Source organism: Rhodopseudomonas palustris HaA2, assembly GCF_000013365.1.
Taxonomy (GTDB): domain Bacteria; phylum Pseudomonadota; class Alphaproteobacteria; order Rhizobiales; family Xanthobacteraceae; genus Rhodopseudomonas; species Rhodopseudomonas palustris_J.
The window spans coordinates 4,145,120-4,159,617 of sequence record NC_007778.1; the positions used below are offsets into that span (position 1 = coordinate 4,145,120).

14 protein-coding genes are annotated in these 14,498 nt (G+C 64.7%); 5 read left to right on the top strand and 9 right to left on the bottom strand.

Annotated features, from left to right (window positions below):
* Positions 1-64: 64 nt before the first annotated feature.
* From RPB_RS18215 to RPB_RS18225, 3 genes are all read right to left on the bottom strand, one after another.
* Positions 65-1,756, bottom strand: coding sequence for a methyl-accepting chemotaxis protein (locus tag RPB_RS18215; RefSeq protein WP_011442489.1), 1,692 nt, complete (start codon positions 1,754-1,756; stop codon positions 65-67).
* 284 nt (positions 1,757-2,040) lie between these two features.
* On the bottom strand, positions 2,041-2,823 hold the full coding sequence (otnI, locus tag RPB_RS18220) for a 2-oxo-tetronate isomerase (RefSeq protein ID WP_011442490.1): 783 nt from the start codon (positions 2,821-2,823) through the stop codon (positions 2,041-2,043).
* Positions 2,824-3,050: 227 nt separating this feature from the next.
* Entirely contained in the window at positions 3,051-3,566 is a 516-nt protein-coding gene (locus RPB_RS18225) for a MarR family winged helix-turn-helix transcriptional regulator (protein WP_011442491.1), read from the bottom strand.
* Between the two features lie 96 nt (positions 3,567-3,662).
* Here RPB_RS18225 and RPB_RS18230 point away from each other — a divergent pair, with 96 nt between their 5' ends.
* The 3 genes from RPB_RS18230 (at position 3,663) to RPB_RS18240 (ending at position 6,503) form a co-directional block, all read left to right on the top strand.
* Entirely contained in the window at positions 3,663-4,895 is a 1,233-nt protein-coding gene (locus RPB_RS18230) for a cytochrome P450 (protein ID WP_011442492.1), read from the top strand.
* 7 nt (positions 4,896-4,902) lie between these two features.
* Positions 4,903-5,226, top strand: a complete 324-nt coding sequence (locus tag RPB_RS18235; RefSeq protein WP_011442493.1) for a 2Fe-2S iron-sulfur cluster-binding protein — start codon at positions 4,903-4,905, stop codon at positions 5,224-5,226.
* Positions 5,227-5,288: 62 nt separating this feature from the next.
* Positions 5,289-6,503, top strand: a complete 1,215-nt coding sequence (locus RPB_RS18240; RefSeq protein WP_011442494.1) for an ABC transporter substrate-binding protein — start codon at positions 5,289-5,291, stop codon at positions 6,501-6,503.
* Between the two features lie 58 nt (positions 6,504-6,561).
* Here RPB_RS18240 and RPB_RS18245 read toward each other — a convergent pair whose 3' ends face one another.
* From RPB_RS18245 to RPB_RS18270, 6 genes are all read right to left on the bottom strand, one after another.
* Positions 6,562-7,266 carry an ABC transporter ATP-binding protein gene (locus RPB_RS18245; RefSeq protein ID WP_011442495.1) on the bottom strand — a complete coding sequence of 235 codons (705 nt, stop codon included), beginning with the start codon at positions 7,264-7,266 and terminating at the stop codon, positions 6,562-6,564.
* Positions 7,250-7,984: an ABC transporter ATP-binding protein gene (locus RPB_RS18250; RefSeq protein WP_011442496.1), complete on the bottom strand. Its 735-nt coding sequence runs from the start codon at positions 7,982-7,984 to the stop codon at positions 7,250-7,252. The genes RPB_RS18245 and RPB_RS18250 overlap by 17 nt, the downstream gene beginning before the upstream one ends.
* A complete protein-coding gene (locus RPB_RS18255; protein ID WP_011442497.1) occupies positions 7,981-8,967 on the bottom strand; it encodes a branched-chain amino acid ABC transporter permease in 987 nt (328 codons plus the stop codon). Before RPB_RS18255 ends, RPB_RS18250 begins: the two co-directional genes overlap by 4 nt.
* On the bottom strand, positions 8,967-9,845 hold the full coding sequence (locus RPB_RS18260; RefSeq protein ID WP_041798334.1) for a branched-chain amino acid ABC transporter permease: 879 nt from the start codon (positions 9,843-9,845) through the stop codon (positions 8,967-8,969). Before RPB_RS18260 ends, RPB_RS18255 begins: the two co-directional genes overlap by 1 nt.
* 141 nt (positions 9,846-9,986) lie before the next feature.
* Positions 9,987-11,237: an ABC transporter substrate-binding protein gene (locus RPB_RS18265; RefSeq protein ID WP_011442499.1), complete on the bottom strand. Its 1,251-nt coding sequence runs from the start codon at positions 11,235-11,237 to the stop codon at positions 9,987-9,989.
* A 54-nt stretch (positions 11,238-11,291) separates the two neighbouring features.
* The gene (locus RPB_RS18270) at positions 11,292-12,110 is read right to left on the bottom strand and encodes a putative hydro-lyase (protein WP_011442500.1); all 819 of its coding nucleotides are present in this window, start codon (positions 12,108-12,110) and stop codon (positions 11,292-11,294) included.
* Between the two features lie 117 nt (positions 12,111-12,227).
* Between RPB_RS18270 and RPB_RS18275 the strand changes: the two genes are divergently transcribed.
* Both RPB_RS18275 and RPB_RS18280 read left to right on the top strand, forming a co-directional pair.
* Positions 12,228-13,178 (top strand): LysR family transcriptional regulator, encoded by a 951-nt coding sequence (locus RPB_RS18275; RefSeq protein WP_011442501.1) that lies wholly within the window; start codon positions 12,228-12,230, stop codon positions 13,176-13,178.
* Positions 13,179-13,244: 66 nt separating this feature from the next.
* Complete coding sequence (locus RPB_RS18280) at positions 13,245-14,492, top strand: Zn-dependent hydrolase (RefSeq protein WP_011442502.1); 1,248 nt, start codon at positions 13,245-13,247, stop codon at positions 14,490-14,492.
* Positions 14,493-14,498 lie beyond the last annotated feature (6 nt).

The window sequence follows — 14,498 nt, forward strand, 5'->3', positions numbered from 1 at the left end:
ATGCTGCGAGAGGCCGCTCACGACAGAGTGATCGCGAGCGGCCTGATGCTGGAGCTCCTCGACCTCAGGCTGCGCGCACCGACTCCAGGAACTTGCCGACCTCGGCCCTCAGCCGGCCGCTTTCCGCCGACAATGACTGGGCCGCCGACAGCACCTGCGTCGAAGCCGCCGTGGCCTCGCCAGCGCCGCGCTGAACGTCGACGATGTTCGCCGACACCTGTTGTGTGCCCTGGGCCGCCTGCTGGACGTTGCGGGCGATCTCCTTGGTCGCGGCGCCCTGCTCTTCCACCGCGGAAGCGATGGTCGAGGCGATTTCCGACATCCGTCCGATGGTGTTGCCGATCTCCTGGATCGCGCCGACGGATTCCTGGGTGGCGGACTGGATGCCGGCGATCTGCTGGCTGATTTCGCCGGTGGCTTTGGCGGTTTGCTCGGCGAGTGCCTTCACCTCGCTGGCAACGACGGCGAATCCGCGTCCGGCGTCGCCCGCCCGCGCCGCCTCGATGGTGGCGTTGAGCGCGAGCAGGTTGGTCTGGCCGGCAATCGAATTGATCAACTCGACGACATCGCCGATCCGGGTCGCGGCCTGCGCCAGGTCGCTGACGCGGGCATTGGTCTTCTGCGCCTGCAACACCGCCTCGCCCGCGATCCGCGCCGAATCCTGGACCTGGCGGCTGATCTCGTTGACCGACGAGGCCATTTCTTCGGTCGCGGAGGCGACCGACTGGACGTTGTTCGACGCCTCTTCGGAGGCCGAGGCGACGACGGTGGTGACTTCCTGGGATCGACCGGCGGTCGAGGACAGCGACGCCGCCGACGCTTCGAGTTGGGTCGACGCCGAGGACACGGTCTGGACGATCTCGCCGATCATCGACTCGAACTGCCGGGTGATCGCGTCGACACGCTGGCCACGTGCGATCTTGGCTTCGGCGTCGACCGCGGCGGCTTCATCCGCGGCCTTCTTGTCGATCAGCGCCTGCTTGAACACCTGCAGCACATCGGCCATCGCGCCGATTTCCGTTTTCTCGCCTTGATGCGGCACGGTCGCGGTGAGGTCGCCACGGCCGAGCGCCTGCATCGGCTGAATGATCGAGGAAATGCCGCGCGACACGTCGCGGATCAGGAATATGCCGAGACCGATGCTGGCGGCCGCGGCGAGAACGAGGATGCTGACGAACATGACCATCGCCGAACGGAACGTCTGCTCGGCGGACTTGGTCGCCGCGTCGGCGCCAGCGTTGTTCAGGGCGATATCCTTCTGCAGCACGTCGTCCGCCTTCACGCCGATCGGGTTCGCGGTCTTGGCATTGAAATCACGGGTCTCCTGCGAGACCTTGCCGATATCGGCGCGGGATCGGTTGAGCACCTCCTCGGTCGCCCGGACGTAGTCTCCCCACAGCCCGGACCATTCCTGATAGAGCGCGCGTTCTGCAGGCGTGGTGATCAGCGGTTCATAGGCCGCCCGCGATTTCGCGATGTTGCCCTTGACGGTCTCGAGGGTTTTCTCCATCGCCTGCTTCTCTTCGGCCGCGAAGGACAGCATGTGCTGGCGAATGACGTTGCGGTAGGTGATGCCCCCGGCCCTCAGTTCGCCGAGCACCCGAACGCTCGGCAGCCAGTTGGTGGCTATGTCTTCGGTGCTGGCGTTCATCGCGTACAGCTTCTGCACGGCGACAGCGCCCAACACGGACATCGTCACCAGCATGAACGCCACCACGATCGTGATCTTGGCGCGGATCGACAGTCTGGAAAACATAAGATGAGGCCTCACGAGATGGAGGCGCGAAAAATCGATCCACCGTCGTCGGTGGCCGATCAGCGCGAGGTCGCCGCCCCCGGTCCAGCCACGCGCAATTGATCGTTACGAATAGTTCCTAACTCTTGTATTAATTATCAAATGCATACCACGCATGCGAGAATGGACTGACTATCACTCGATCGGCAGGGGGCTCGACGACGAACGGATGACGGCTTCACCGCGAGGTGTCGGCGAATCCGACGCCCCGGTGCAGTCGTCCGCGATGCAGCCGAGCGCCAGCGTCACATCCGCGCTCCGGCAAAGGGCGCGAACCAGCCGAGCCCATCGAGCGTGGCGCCACGCGGCCGATATTCCGCGCCGACGAAGCCGGCATAGCCGAGCCGGTCGAGTTCAGCGAACAGGAACGGATAGTTCAGCTCCTCGCCGTCGGGCTCGTGGCGCGACGGCACGCTGGCGATCTGGATGTGGCCGATCGTCGGCATCATCTCGCGCAGCCGCATCACCACGTCGCCGTGCAGGATCTGGCAGTGATAGACGTCGAACTGCAGCATGAGGTTCGGAATCTGCAATTCGCGGATCAGGTCGTGCGCAAAACCGAAATCGTCGAGGAAATAGCCCGGCACGTCGCGCTGGTTGAGCGGCTCGATCAGCACGTCGATGCCGTGCGGCGCGAAGAAATGCGCCGCGACCGCGAGCGACCGACGAAACGCCAGCGCCGCCGCGCCGTCGTGGCGGTCGGCGAGCCCGGCCATCAGATGCACGCGCCTGACCCCGGTCGCCAACACATAAGGCAGCGCGGTGTGCAGGCTCTGCTGCAGGTCCTCGAATTTGTCCGGCCGCGCCGCGAAGCCTTTTTCGCCGCCGGCCCAATCGCCCGGTGGCAGGTTGAACAGCGCCTGCATGAGATTGTTGCGCCTCAGCCGCTCGGCGATGTCGTCGGGCCTGTGATCATACGGAAACAGAAATTCCACCGCGGTAAAACCCGCGGCTGCCGCGGCATCGAAGCGATCGAGGAAAGCGTGCTCGTTGAACATCAGGCTGAGATTAGCGGCAAAGCGCGGCATCGATCGGTCCCTGCTCTATCGGCCCTCGAGCCGCTTGGCCCTCATGACGAGGAGACTGTTGCCAAGGCAACGATTTCGTGCAAATTATTCCGAACAAAGAGCGACCCGGTCGCCGTGTTCAGGGAGGAGTCATGCTCGGCAGCGCAGCAGCCGGCCATCGCAGCATTGCGTCTGCATGTATCAATGCCGGTCGGGCCCCATCGCAGATCTCGACGCACCGGACGGCGCTACACCTTGTCGCCGGTGACGGCGTCGAGATTGTCGTGCAGCCGCCGCAGCAGATCGATCAGCACCTCCTGCTCACTCTTGTTCAGGCACGACATCAGCCGCCGCTCGCGCTCGAGCGCGGCGACGATCACCTTGTCGTGCGTCGCGCGCCCCTTCGCCGTCAGCGAAATCGAGTGGGTCCGGCCATCGTCCGGGTCGGTGCGGATGGCGATCAGGCCGCGCTGCTGCATGTCCGCGAGCGTGCGACTGACGGGCCCCTTGTTGAAACCGATCACCTCGCAGATTCGCGCCGCCGAAATCCCGGGCTCGATCGCCAGCAGCGACATCATCCGCCATTCGGTGACGTTGACGCCGAAATGGCCCTGATAGAACGCGGTGGCGCTGTTCGACAGCTTGTTGGCGATGAAGGTGATGAAGGCCGGCACGTAACGCTCGAGATCGAGCGTCGGACCTCTCGCCTCGGGCCGCTCTGATGCTTTTCGGTTCGGCTTCCGGGAAACAGATCTGGCGGTCATATCGCTTTCGAAGCTGGCGGCGGACGACCAGACATAAAGACATGGCGCGCGACTTCACAAGGCCCGAAACGGCCGGATCCGAATGGAGAGGCTCGAATGATCAGCAATAGCTCCGCGGAGTCGATCTCCGCGCCCCCGAACGACAGCACTATTCCGCATCTCGCGATCGATCCGTTCTCGCTCGACTTCTTCGACGATCCCTACCCGGATCAGCAAACCCTGCGCGACGCCGGGCCCGTCGTCTATCTCGACAAATGGAACGTCTACGGCGTGGCGCGCTACGCCGAGGTCCATGCGGTGCTCAATGATCCGACGACGTTCTGCTCCAGCCGCGGGGTTGGGCTCAGCGACTTCAAGAAGGAAAAGCCGTGGCGGCCGCCGAGCCTGATTCTCGAGGCCGATCCGCCGGCCCATACGCGCCCGCGCGCGGTGCTCAGCAAGGTGCTGTCGCCGGCCACCATGAAGACCATCCGCGACGGCTTCGCGGCGGCGGCCGACGCCAAAGTCGACGAACTGCTGCAACGTGGCTGCATCGATGCGATCGCCGATCTCGCGGAGGCCTATCCGCTATCGGTTTTTCCCGATGCGATGGGGCTGAAGCAGGAAGGTCGCGAGCATCTGCTGCCCTATGCCGGCCTGGTGTTCAACGCATTCGGGCCGCCCAATGAATTGCGCCAGACTGCGATCGAGCGCTCGGCGCCGCATCAGGCCTATGTCAACGAGCAGTGCCAGCGGCCGAACCTCGCTCCGGGTGGCTTCGGCGCCTGCATCCATGCCTTCACCGACACCGGCGAAATCACCCCGGACGAAGCGCCGCTGCTGGTGCGCTCGCTGCTGTCCGCGGGGCTGGACACGACCGTCAACGGCATCGGCGCCGCAGTGTATTGCCTGGCCCGCTTCCCCGGCGAATTGCAGCGGCTGCGCAGCGATCCGACGCTGGCGCGCAATGCATTCGAAGAAGCGGTGCGGTTCGAGAGCCCGGTGCAGACGTTTTTCCGGACGACGACGCGCGAGGTCGAGCTCGGCGGCGCGGTGATCGGCGAAGGCGAAAAGGTGCTGATGTTCCTGGGGTCCGCCAACCGCGATCCGCGACGCTGGAGCGATCCCGACCTCTACGACATCACCCGCAAGACCTCTGGCCATGTCGGCTTCGGCTCCGGCGTCCATATGTGCGTCGGCCAGTTGGTGGCGCGGCTGGAGGGCGAAGTGATGCTGTCCGCGCTCGCCCGCAAGGTCGCCGCCATCGACATCGACGGCCCGGTCAAGCGCCGCTTCAACAACACGCTGCGCGGGCTGGAAAGCCTGCCGGTCAAGCTGACTCCTGCCTGAGAGTACCATGCCGAGTATCACCTTCATCCATCCCGACGGCCGCAGCGAGATCGTCGACGCCGCGATCGGCGACAGCGCGATGTTCGCGGCGCTGAACCACGGCATCGACAGCATCGTCGCCGAATGCGGCGGCAACGCCGTCTGCGCCACTTGCCACGTCTATGTCGACGACCTCTGGCTGGCGAAGCTGCCGCCGGTCGATGCCAACGAAGACGATCTGCTCGACGGCACCGCGTCGGACCGGCTTCCGAACAGCCGGCTGTCCTGCCAGATCAAGATCGCGCCCGAGCTCGACGGGCTCGTGCTGCGCCTGCCCGAACGACAGACCTGACGAAGCGACCTCGTGACCGGAACACCGGCGCGCTCAACAACATCGACAAGGGGAGACCAACCATGAACCGCACCAAGAGCCTTCTGGGCCTCGCACTCTCGTGCCTGCTCTGCAGCACCGCCAACGCCGAGATTTCCGGCAATGTCGTGCGCGTCGGCGTGCTCAACGACATCTCCGGCATCTTCCAGGACACCAACGGCATGGGCTCGGTCGAAGCCGCACGCATGGCCGCGGAGGACTTCGCCGGCGGCGGCAAGAACGTCAAAGTCGAGATCATCTATGCCGACCACCAGAACAAGGCCGACGTCGGCAACGCGATCGCGCGCCGCTGGCTCGACAATGAGGGCGTGGATGCGATCGTCGACGTGCCGAATTCCTCGGTGGGCCTGTCGATCAACACGCTGCTGCGCGACACCAAGATGACGTTCCTGGCGTCGTCGACCGCGAGCTCGGACCTCACAGGCAAGGCCTGCTCGCCGAACACGATTCAGTGGGTCAACGACACCTGGGCCACCGGCAACACCACCGCGGCGGCGATGATCGGCCGCGGCGGCAAGGACTGGTACTTCATCACGGTCGACTACGCGCTCGGCAAGGGCATCGAGGCCGAAGCCACCAAGTACATCGAGGCCCATGGCGGCAAGGTGGTCGGTTCGAGCAAGCACCCGCTCGGCACCTCGGATTTCGCCTCGTTCCTGCTGCAGGCGCAGGGCTCGAAAGCCGGTGTGATCGGCCTCGCCAATGCCGGCGGCGACACCATCAACACCGTCAAACAGGCCGCCGAATTCGGCATTCAGCAGAGCGGCCAGAAGCTGGTCGCGTTCCTGCTGTTCATCAACGACGTCCACGGCATGGGCCTGAAGGTGGCGCAAGGCCTGCAATTGATGGAGGCGTTCTACTGGGACATGAACGACGACACCCGCGCCTTCGCCAAGCGCTTCGCGGCGCGCCCCGGCATGAACGGCAAGATGCCGAGCGGCAACCAGGCCGGCGTCTACGCCTCCACGCTCGCGTATCTCAACGCCGTCGCCGCGACCGGGAGCGACGACGCCAAGCAGGTCGTTCCGCAAATGAAGAAATTCTCCGGCAAGGACAAACTGTTCGGCGACGTCACCATTCGCCAGGACGGCCGTGTGGTTCACCCGATGTATCTGTTCGAGGTGAAGAAGCCCGCCGACTCGAAGTATCCCTACGATTACTACACGCTGGTCTCGACCATCCCCGCCGACAAGGCGTTCCGACCGCTGAAGGACGGCGAGTGTTCGCTGGTGAAATAGACGATCGAACAACTGGCGGCCGGCTCATGCCGGCCCGCCTTTCCGACAAACCGGCCGGCTACAACCCCAGATACGCCTTGCGGACGTCCGGGTTGTCCATCAGCTCCGCGGACTTGCCCTGCATCAGCACGCGGCCGGTCTGCAGGATGTAGGCGCGGTCGGCGATTTCGAGGCATTCGGCCATCCGCTGCTCGACGATCAGCACGGTCATGCCGGCGTCGCGGATCTTCTTCACCGACTGGAAGATCTCGCTGACCAGCTTCGGCATGATGCCCTGCGACGGCTCGTCGAGCATCAGCAAGCGAGGCCTTGTCATCAGCGCGCGGCCGATCGCCAGCATCTGCTGCTCACCGCCGGAGAGTGTCTCGGCGCGCTGCTCGAGCCGTTCCTTGAGGCGCGGGAACAGGCTGAACACCAGCTCCAGCGGCTGCTCGCGGTCGACCTTGCCGCGAAACAGATAGCTCCCGAGCCGCAGATTGTCGTGCACCGACAGGCGCGGAAACAGCCTGCGGTTCTCCGGCACGTAAGCGATGCCGCGCGCGGTGATCAGGTGCTGCGGCGTGCCGTCGATGCGCTCGCCGTCGAACGACACCTGCCCCGAGCGCGGACGTTCGGCGCCGGCGATCGACTTCAGCAGCGTCGACTTGCCCGCGCCGTTGGCGCCGGCGACGCAGACGATCTCGCCCTTCTCGACTTCGATCGAGACCTGCGAAATCGCGACCAGCCCCTTGTAGGCAGTAGTGACGTCACGCACTGACAGCATGGCGATCCCCGAGATAGGCGGTGATGACTTTCGGATCGCGCACGACGTCGGCCGGCTTGCCCTCGACCAGCACCTTGCCGAGATCCAGCACGATGGCGCGATCGACCAGCGGCATCACGATCTCCATGACATGTTCGACCATCAGCACTGTGACGCCGGTGTCGCGGACCCGCCGGACCAATTCGACGCCGGTCTGCGCTTCGGTCGGCGTCAACCCGGTCAACACCTCGTCGAGCAGCAGCAGCTTCGGCTCGGTGGCGAGCGCGCGGGCCACTTCGAGCCGGCGCTTCTCCGAAGGGATCAGCTGGTTCGCGAGCACATCCGCGCGCGCATCCAGCCCGCAGAACGCCAGCACCTCGTGCGCTTTGCGCCGCGCCTCGCGCATCACCGTGGTGCGGATCAGCGCGCCGACGATGACATTGTCGATCACCGTCATGGATTCGAAGCTCTTCACCACCTGGAAGGTGCGGGCGATGCCGCGCGCGCAGCGCGCCGTGGCCGGAAGCTTCGTGACGTCCTCGCCATCGAAGATGATCGAACCTTGCGTCGGCGGCAGCACGCCGGCGATCAGATTGAACAGCGTCGACTTGCCGGCGCCGTTAGGTCCGATCAGCCCGACGATCTCGCCGCGGTCGACCGAGATCGACACGTCGCTGTTGGCGATCAGGCCGCCGAAACGCTGCCAGACGCCGCGGGTCTCGAGCAGTGGCGCGGTCATTGCGGCACTCCCTTCGAGGCAGGTCGCCGCGAGAACAATCCGATCAGGCCTTCGGGGCGCGCCAGCGAAATCAGCACGATCACGGTGCCGTAGAGGATCAGATCGACGCCGCGGCCGGAGCCGCCGACGAAGGAGCGAGTCAGTTCGGTGAGCGGGATCAGGATCACTGCGCCGAGCACCGGCCCCCACAGCGTGCCGATGCCGCCCAGCACCGCGGGCAGCGCCATCAGCAGCGAGAACTGGAAGGTCATCACGCTTTCCGGGTCGATGTAGGACACGAACATCGCGTAGAACGCGCCGCCGATCGCGGTGAGGAACGCCGACACCGCGGCAGCGCCCATCTTGGAGTTGAATACCACCACGCCGAGGCTTTCAGCAGCCTCGGGATTGTCCTTCACGGCGCGCCACCAATAGCCCCATTTCGAATTCTCCAGCCACCACGTCACCAGCCAGGCGACGCAGCAGAACACCAGGGCGAAGTAGTAATAAGGCAGTTTGCTGCGGGTGAACTGGAATTTGGCCCAACTGTCGCCGCGCACCGGGATGTCGATGCCGAGCGCGGCGCCCGCCCAGTCCCAATTGTGGAACAGCAGGAAGCCGATTTCGGCGATCACGATGGTGGCGATGACGAAATAATGCCCGCGCAGCCGGAAGGTCGGATAGCCGAGCGCCAGCGCGATCGCCGCCGAGATCAGGCCACCACCGAGCATCCCGAACCACGGCAGCACGCCGAACTTGGTGAACAGCAGCGCGGTCGTATAGGCCCCGAGCCCGAAATACAGCGCATGGCCCAGCGAGATCTGGCCGCAATAGCCGCCGAGGATGTTCCAGGCCTGCGACAGCGCTGCGTACATCAAGGTCAAGACCATGATGTTCTGGACGTAGACGTCCTTGACGAACAGCGGCACCAGCGCCGCGATACAGGCGAGCACGGTGGCGACGATGAGATCGCGGCGGCGGCGCTTGAGATGAGCCTCGTCCATCAGATCGATCCGAACAGGCCACGGGGCCGAATGAAGACAACGAGCAGGTACACCGCGTAGATGCCGACCGCCTTCAGCGATGGCGGCAACAGCAGCGCGGTGGTGGCCTCGACGAGGCCGACGATGATGCCGCCGGCGAAGGCACCAAACACGCTGCCGAAGCCGCCGAGCGCCACGGTGACATAGGCGATCAGCGCGAACGAGGCGCCGACGTCCGGATAGATGTAGAAGAACATCGCCATCACCGCGCCGGCCAATCCGATCAGGGCCGAACCGAGCCCCCAACCGAGCGCGAACACCTTGTTCTTGTCGATGCCGACCAGCGCCACGGCGCCGGCGTCCTCGCGCGTCGCCTCCAGCGCGCGGCCGAAATCGGTCTTCTTCATGAAGAAGTACAGCGCGCCGAACGCCGCAAGCGACACCAGCGCGCCGACCAGTTGCGGCACCGGCAGGAAGATCCCGCCGAACGAGATCGTCTTGCCGCCGAGCCAGGAGACGTTGATACTGCGATAATCCGGCGTGAAGAAATATTGCGCGAGGCCCCGCATCAGGATCGCGAGGCCGAAGGTGGTGAAGATCTGCACCATGCCAATATTGGCTTTCGCCCGCATCGCGAAGCGGATGACGAACAGATAGGCCACGGCTCCGAACAGGAACATCGCGCCGCCGACCAACGGCGCGGAGAGCAACGGGTCGATCGCGAAGAAGGTGAACAGGAAGAAGGTGATGTACATCGCCAGCATCAGGAATTCGCCGTGGGCGAAATTGGTGACGTCCATCAGGCCGAAGATCAGCGCGAGACCGACCGCGACCAGGCCGTAGAGAAGTCCCATCAGCAGACCGCTGGCCAGGGACTGGATGATCGTGGCGGTGGTCAAAGGCAACGCTCCCGAACAGAAAGAACACGTCTCCGTCATTGCGAGGAGCGAAGCGACGAAGCAATCCAGGGGCGCCGTACTCGGAACTTCTGGATTGCTTCGCTGCGCTCGCAATGACGGCGAATGGCTGCGAGCCGTCGCTTACGGCATCGGCCAGATCGCCTCGGCGACTGCGGCCTGTTCCGGGAAGATCGTCACGAACTTGCCGCCGACATATTGCAGCAACACCGGGTCGGCGAAGGTGTTCTGGCCTTCGGCGTCGAACTTCACCTGCTTCCACGGCATGATGGTCTTTTCGCCCGGCATGTCGGTGGCGACCAGCGCCTCGCGGATCTTCTCGCCGTCGGTCGATTTGGCGCGGTTGATGGCGTCGGCCATCACGATCAGGCCCATGAACTGCCGCGACGAGTAGTCGTTGAAGTCCTTGCCGGAGCGCTCCTTGTACATGTCGTTGATCTTGCCGACCATCGGCCGCTTGGCGGCGAGGTCGAGCGAGAACGAGCCGCGCGAGATCACGCCCGGGATCTTGTCGCCGACCGCGTCGTACAGCGCCTTCTCCGAGAAGCCCGCGTCCTGCGCGACGATGTTCTTGGCCTTGTAGCCGAGTTCGCCCATGGTGCGGATCAGCAGAATGCCGTCGGTGGTGTAGCTCGACGGCATCAGCACGTCGGCGTCGGCCGCCTTGAGTTGCTGCACCTCGGCGGTCAGCGACGGCGAGTTGGCGCGATACTTGATATCGGCGACGATCTTGTAGCCACGGTCCTTGGCGAGCTTGAGCTGGGCGTTCGACGAGTCGGTGCCGAAAATGGTGTCCTCGTGGAACAGCGCCAGCGTCTCGATCTTCTTGCCCTTCTTCTTCAGCGCATCGAAGAAGTCGAACATCGCCTGCGAGAACATCTCGTCGTGCGGCGCGGCGCGGAAATAGTATTTGAGGCCGCGACGATGCAGGCTCGGCGACGAATTGTCGGCCGACAGGAAGGGAACCTGGTAGCGCTCGCAGATCTGGCTGACGGTGACGGCGACCGCGCTCTGATAGGTGCCGACGATGGCGCTGACCTTTTCCTGCGTGATCAGGCGCTCGGCTTCGGCGCGGCCCTTCTGCGGGTCGGCTTGGTGATCGGCGAACACCAGCCGCACCTTGGCGCCGCCGAGACCGGGAAGGCCCTCGTCACGGGCCAGCGGCAGGTCGAAATCGTATTTGTTGTTGATCAGTTCGGCCGCGGTCTGAAACGCCTTCTGGGCGTCGACGCCGATCTGGGCGCTGGCGCCGGACAGCGGATAGATCACGCCGATCACGACTTCCTTGGCCTGCGCGCGCGCGGCAGTTCCGAACGGCAGGACGGCGGCGCTGGCGGCGCCTCCGATCACGAGATGACGGCGATTGATCTTCATGGGTCAGTTCCTTTGCTACCAGCGCTGATGGTCAAGGGACGAAATCAATGGGCCTCACAGCACCGCAAGGTGCTTGTTCTTCAAGTCGGTGACAAGCATCAATCCGGGCGCATGGGTGATGGCGAACGGCACCTTCGCCGCCGCGATCACAGCTTGCGGAGTGACTCCGCAGGCCCAGAACACCGGCAATTCGTCGTCCGCGATCGGCACCGGATCGCCGTAGTCGGGTTTGGCGATGTCGGCGATGCCGATCGATTGCGGCAGGCCGATATGAACCGGCGCACCGTGCACCGAGGGAAAACGCGACGTAATCTGCACGGCGCGGATGGCATCCTTGGGCTTCATCGGCCGCATCGATACCACCATCGGCCCCGCGAATGGGCCGGCCGGCGCGCATGGGATGTTGGTGCGATACATCGGAACGCGCACCTTGCAATCGATGTGCCGGATCGCAATGTCGTCCGCCAGCAGCGCTTCCTCGAACGAAAACGAGCAGCCGATGACGAAGGCGACCAGATCATCGCGCCAATGCGCCATGATGTCGGTCGGCTCCTCGATCACCTCACCGTCACGCCACACCCTGTAGCGCGGCAAATCGGTGCGAATGTCGAGGTCGAGGCCGAGCGCCGGAATCATCGGGTTGCCGACATCCGACATGCCGATGATCGGGCACGGCTTCGGATTGAGCTGGCAGAAGCGGTGGAAGGCCGCGGCAAATTTCTCCGGCAGGATGGCCAGGTTGCCCTGGACATAGCCGGGCGCAACGCCCGCGGTGGTGTCGGCCTGTCCGGCACGGCAGGCCAGCCGGGCCTGATGCGAGGGCAGCATCCCTGCGCCGGCCGCAGACTGCTGACTTGCCGCAAAAACAGTCATTCCATCGCCCTGCCTAGTCTCTCGACAGCAATGGAGCGCAAGCCTAATATAATGTCTAATCTTTGTTTCTGATCAGAAACGATAAATTGCCGTTATCTCTTGAAGAGGAGTCGCCCCATGGTGGACTTCAAGGCGCTCGAAACCTTCCTCTGGGTCGTCACGCTCGGCAGCTTTCGCGGCGCGGCGCAGAAACTCAACACCACCCAGCCGGCGATCTCGCAGCGCATCGCCCAACTCGAGCGCGAGCTCGGCGTGCGGCTGCTGCAGCGCGACCATCGGATGGCGTCGCCGACGCCGAGCGGACGGCAACTGATGCTGTATGCGGAGAAGCTGATCGGGCTGCGTACCGAGATGCTGGCCGCGATCGGCGATCAATCCAGCATGCGCGGCGTGTTGCGGCTCGGCGTCGCCGAAACCATCGTGCACACGTGGCTGCCGCGACTGATCGAACGCGTGAACCGGCTCTATCCCAACCTGTCGCTGGAGATCGAGGTCGACATCACCCCGAATTTGCGTGCGCGGCTGCTGGCGCAGGAGATCGAGTTGGCGTTCCTGCTGGGGCCGATGACGGCATCGACGGTGCGCAGCCGCGTGCTGTGCGACTACGAGATCGGTTTCCTGGCGAGCCCATCACTCGGCCTCGGCACCGGACTGCTGAATGTGAACGATCTCGCCAGGTTTCCGATCATCACCTTCCCGCGCAAGACCCAGCCCTACGAGATCGTGCGCTCGCTGTTCAACAAGCCGGAATTGCCGCCGATCCGCCTGCACGCCTCAGCGTCGCTCGGCACCGTCATCCACATGGCGATCCAGGGTCTGGGCGTGGCCGTGATTCCGACCGCGATCGTCGAGGACGAACTCGCCGACCGCCGGCTCCAATTGCTGCAGACCGATCTGAAGATTTCGCCGTTGCGCTTCTCTGCGAGTTGGCTCGCCTCGCCCGACACCATCGCGATCGAGCGCGTCGCCGAACTTGCGGCCGAGATCGCACACTCCGGAGGCTTCATGCCGGAGACGTCTCATCTGGCACCAGACATTCTGCCCGCCGAAGAGCCAGTGGCAGGTTGACGCGCGCCGCGCGGCGTTGAAATCTTCACCCTTCCTCGCGCCGTCGGCGCTTCGTCCGGAGATCGCATGACCAAGCCTGCCTCGAACCTGCAGATCGATTCGTCGCGGCTGTGGGACACCATCCACACCACCGCGCAATTCGGCGCCACGCCGAAAGGCGGCGTGAGACGGCTGACGCTCGGGCCGGAGGACAAGCAGGTCCGCGACTGGTTCCGAGCCGCCTGCGAAAACGCCGGCCTCGACGTCCAGGTCGACGGGCTCGGCAACATGTTCGCGTTGCGCCGCGGCCGCGACATGTCGAAGCCGCCGCTCGGGCTCGGCTCGCATCTCGACACCCAGCCGACCGGCGGCAAGTTCGACGGCATCCTCGGCACACTCGCCGCACTCGAAGTGATCCGCACCCTGAACGACGCCGGCATCGAAACCGAGCTGCCGCTCTGCGTCACGAACTGGACCAACGAAGAAGGCTCGCGCTACGCGCCGGCGATGATGGGATCGGCCGCCTTCGTCGGCGATTTCACGGTCGACGACATTCTCGGGCGCAAGGACGCCGCCGGCATCAGCGTCGCCGAGGCGCTCGACAGCATCGGCTATCGCGGTGATCTGCCGGTCGGCGCGCAGCCGTTCAGCGGCTTCCTCGAACTGCACATCGAACAGGGGCCGATCCTCGAAGCCGAAGGCAAGACCATCGGCGTCGTCGAAAACGGTCAGGGCGTGCTGTGGTACGACGGCAGGATCACCGGCTTCGAAAGCCATGCCGGATCGACGCCGATGAATCTTCGCCGCGACGCGCTGGCGACGCTGTCGGAAATCGTGCTGGCGATCGAAGCCATCGCGGTCGAACTCGGCAATGCAGTCGGCACCGTCGGCGAAGCCGTGATCGCCTCACCCTCGCGCAACGTCATCCCCGGCGAGATCGCTTTCACCATCGACGCGCGTAGCGCCGACGCGGCGATCCTCGCGCAACTCGACGAGCGCATCCGCGCCGCGGCGGCCGGGATCGCGGCGAAGCGCAAGGTCGAGGTCACACTCGATCTGGTCTGGCGCAAGGAGCCGACGCATTTCGACAAGACGCTGGTCGGCGCGGTCGAGAGCGCAGCGAACGCGCTCGGCTATGCCAATCGCCGCATCACCTCGGGCGCCGGCCACGACGCCTGCAATCTCAACGCCAAGGTGCCGACGGCGATGATTTTCGTGCCGTGCAAGGACGGCGTCAGCCACAACGAGCTCGAGGACGCTACGCAGACCGACTGCGCCTCCGGCGCCAATGTGCTGCTGCACACGGTGCTGTCGCTCGCGGGCGTCGCGAAGTAACAGTAA

What these genes read in the sequence shown, in the direction of transcription:
- RPB_RS18280 (WP_011442502.1), top strand. Translation starts at nt 13,245, where the DNA reads ATGACCAAGCCTGCCTCGAACCTGCAGATCGATTCGTCGCGGCTGTGG.
- RPB_RS18215 (WP_011442489.1), bottom strand. Translation starts at nt 1,756, where the DNA reads ATGTTTTCCAGACTGTCGATCCGCGCCAAGATCACGATCGTGGTGGCG.
- otnI (WP_011442490.1), bottom strand. Translation starts at nt 2,823, where the DNA reads ATGCCGCGCTTTGCCGCTAATCTCAGCCTGATGTTCAACGAGCACGCT.
- RPB_RS18225 (WP_011442491.1), bottom strand. Translation starts at nt 3,566, where the DNA reads ATGACCGCCAGATCTGTTTCCCGGAAGCCGAACCGAAAAGCATCAGAG.
- RPB_RS18235 (WP_011442493.1), top strand. Translation starts at nt 4,903, where the DNA reads ATGCCGAGTATCACCTTCATCCATCCCGACGGCCGCAGCGAGATCGTC.
- RPB_RS18240 (WP_011442494.1), top strand. Translation starts at nt 5,289, where the DNA reads ATGAACCGCACCAAGAGCCTTCTGGGCCTCGCACTCTCGTGCCTGCTC.
- RPB_RS18250 (WP_011442496.1), bottom strand. Translation starts at nt 7,984, where the DNA reads ATGACCGCGCCACTGCTCGAGACCCGCGGCGTCTGGCAGCGTTTCGGC.
- RPB_RS18275 (WP_011442501.1), top strand. Translation starts at nt 12,228, where the DNA reads ATGGTGGACTTCAAGGCGCTCGAAACCTTCCTCTGGGTCGTCACGCTC.
- RPB_RS18255 (WP_011442497.1), bottom strand. Translation starts at nt 8,967, where the DNA reads ATGGACGAGGCTCATCTCAAGCGCCGCCGCCGCGATCTCATCGTCGCC.
- RPB_RS18270 (WP_011442500.1), bottom strand. Translation starts at nt 12,110, where the DNA reads ATGACTGTTTTTGCGGCAAGTCAGCAGTCTGCGGCCGGCGCAGGGATG.
- RPB_RS18265 (WP_011442499.1), bottom strand. Translation starts at nt 11,237, where the DNA reads ATGAAGATCAATCGCCGTCATCTCGTGATCGGAGGCGCCGCCAGCGCC.
- RPB_RS18230 (WP_011442492.1), top strand. Translation starts at nt 3,663, where the DNA reads ATGATCAGCAATAGCTCCGCGGAGTCGATCTCCGCGCCCCCGAACGAC.
- RPB_RS18245 (WP_011442495.1), bottom strand. Translation starts at nt 7,266, where the DNA reads ATGCTGTCAGTGCGTGACGTCACTACTGCCTACAAGGGGCTGGTCGCG.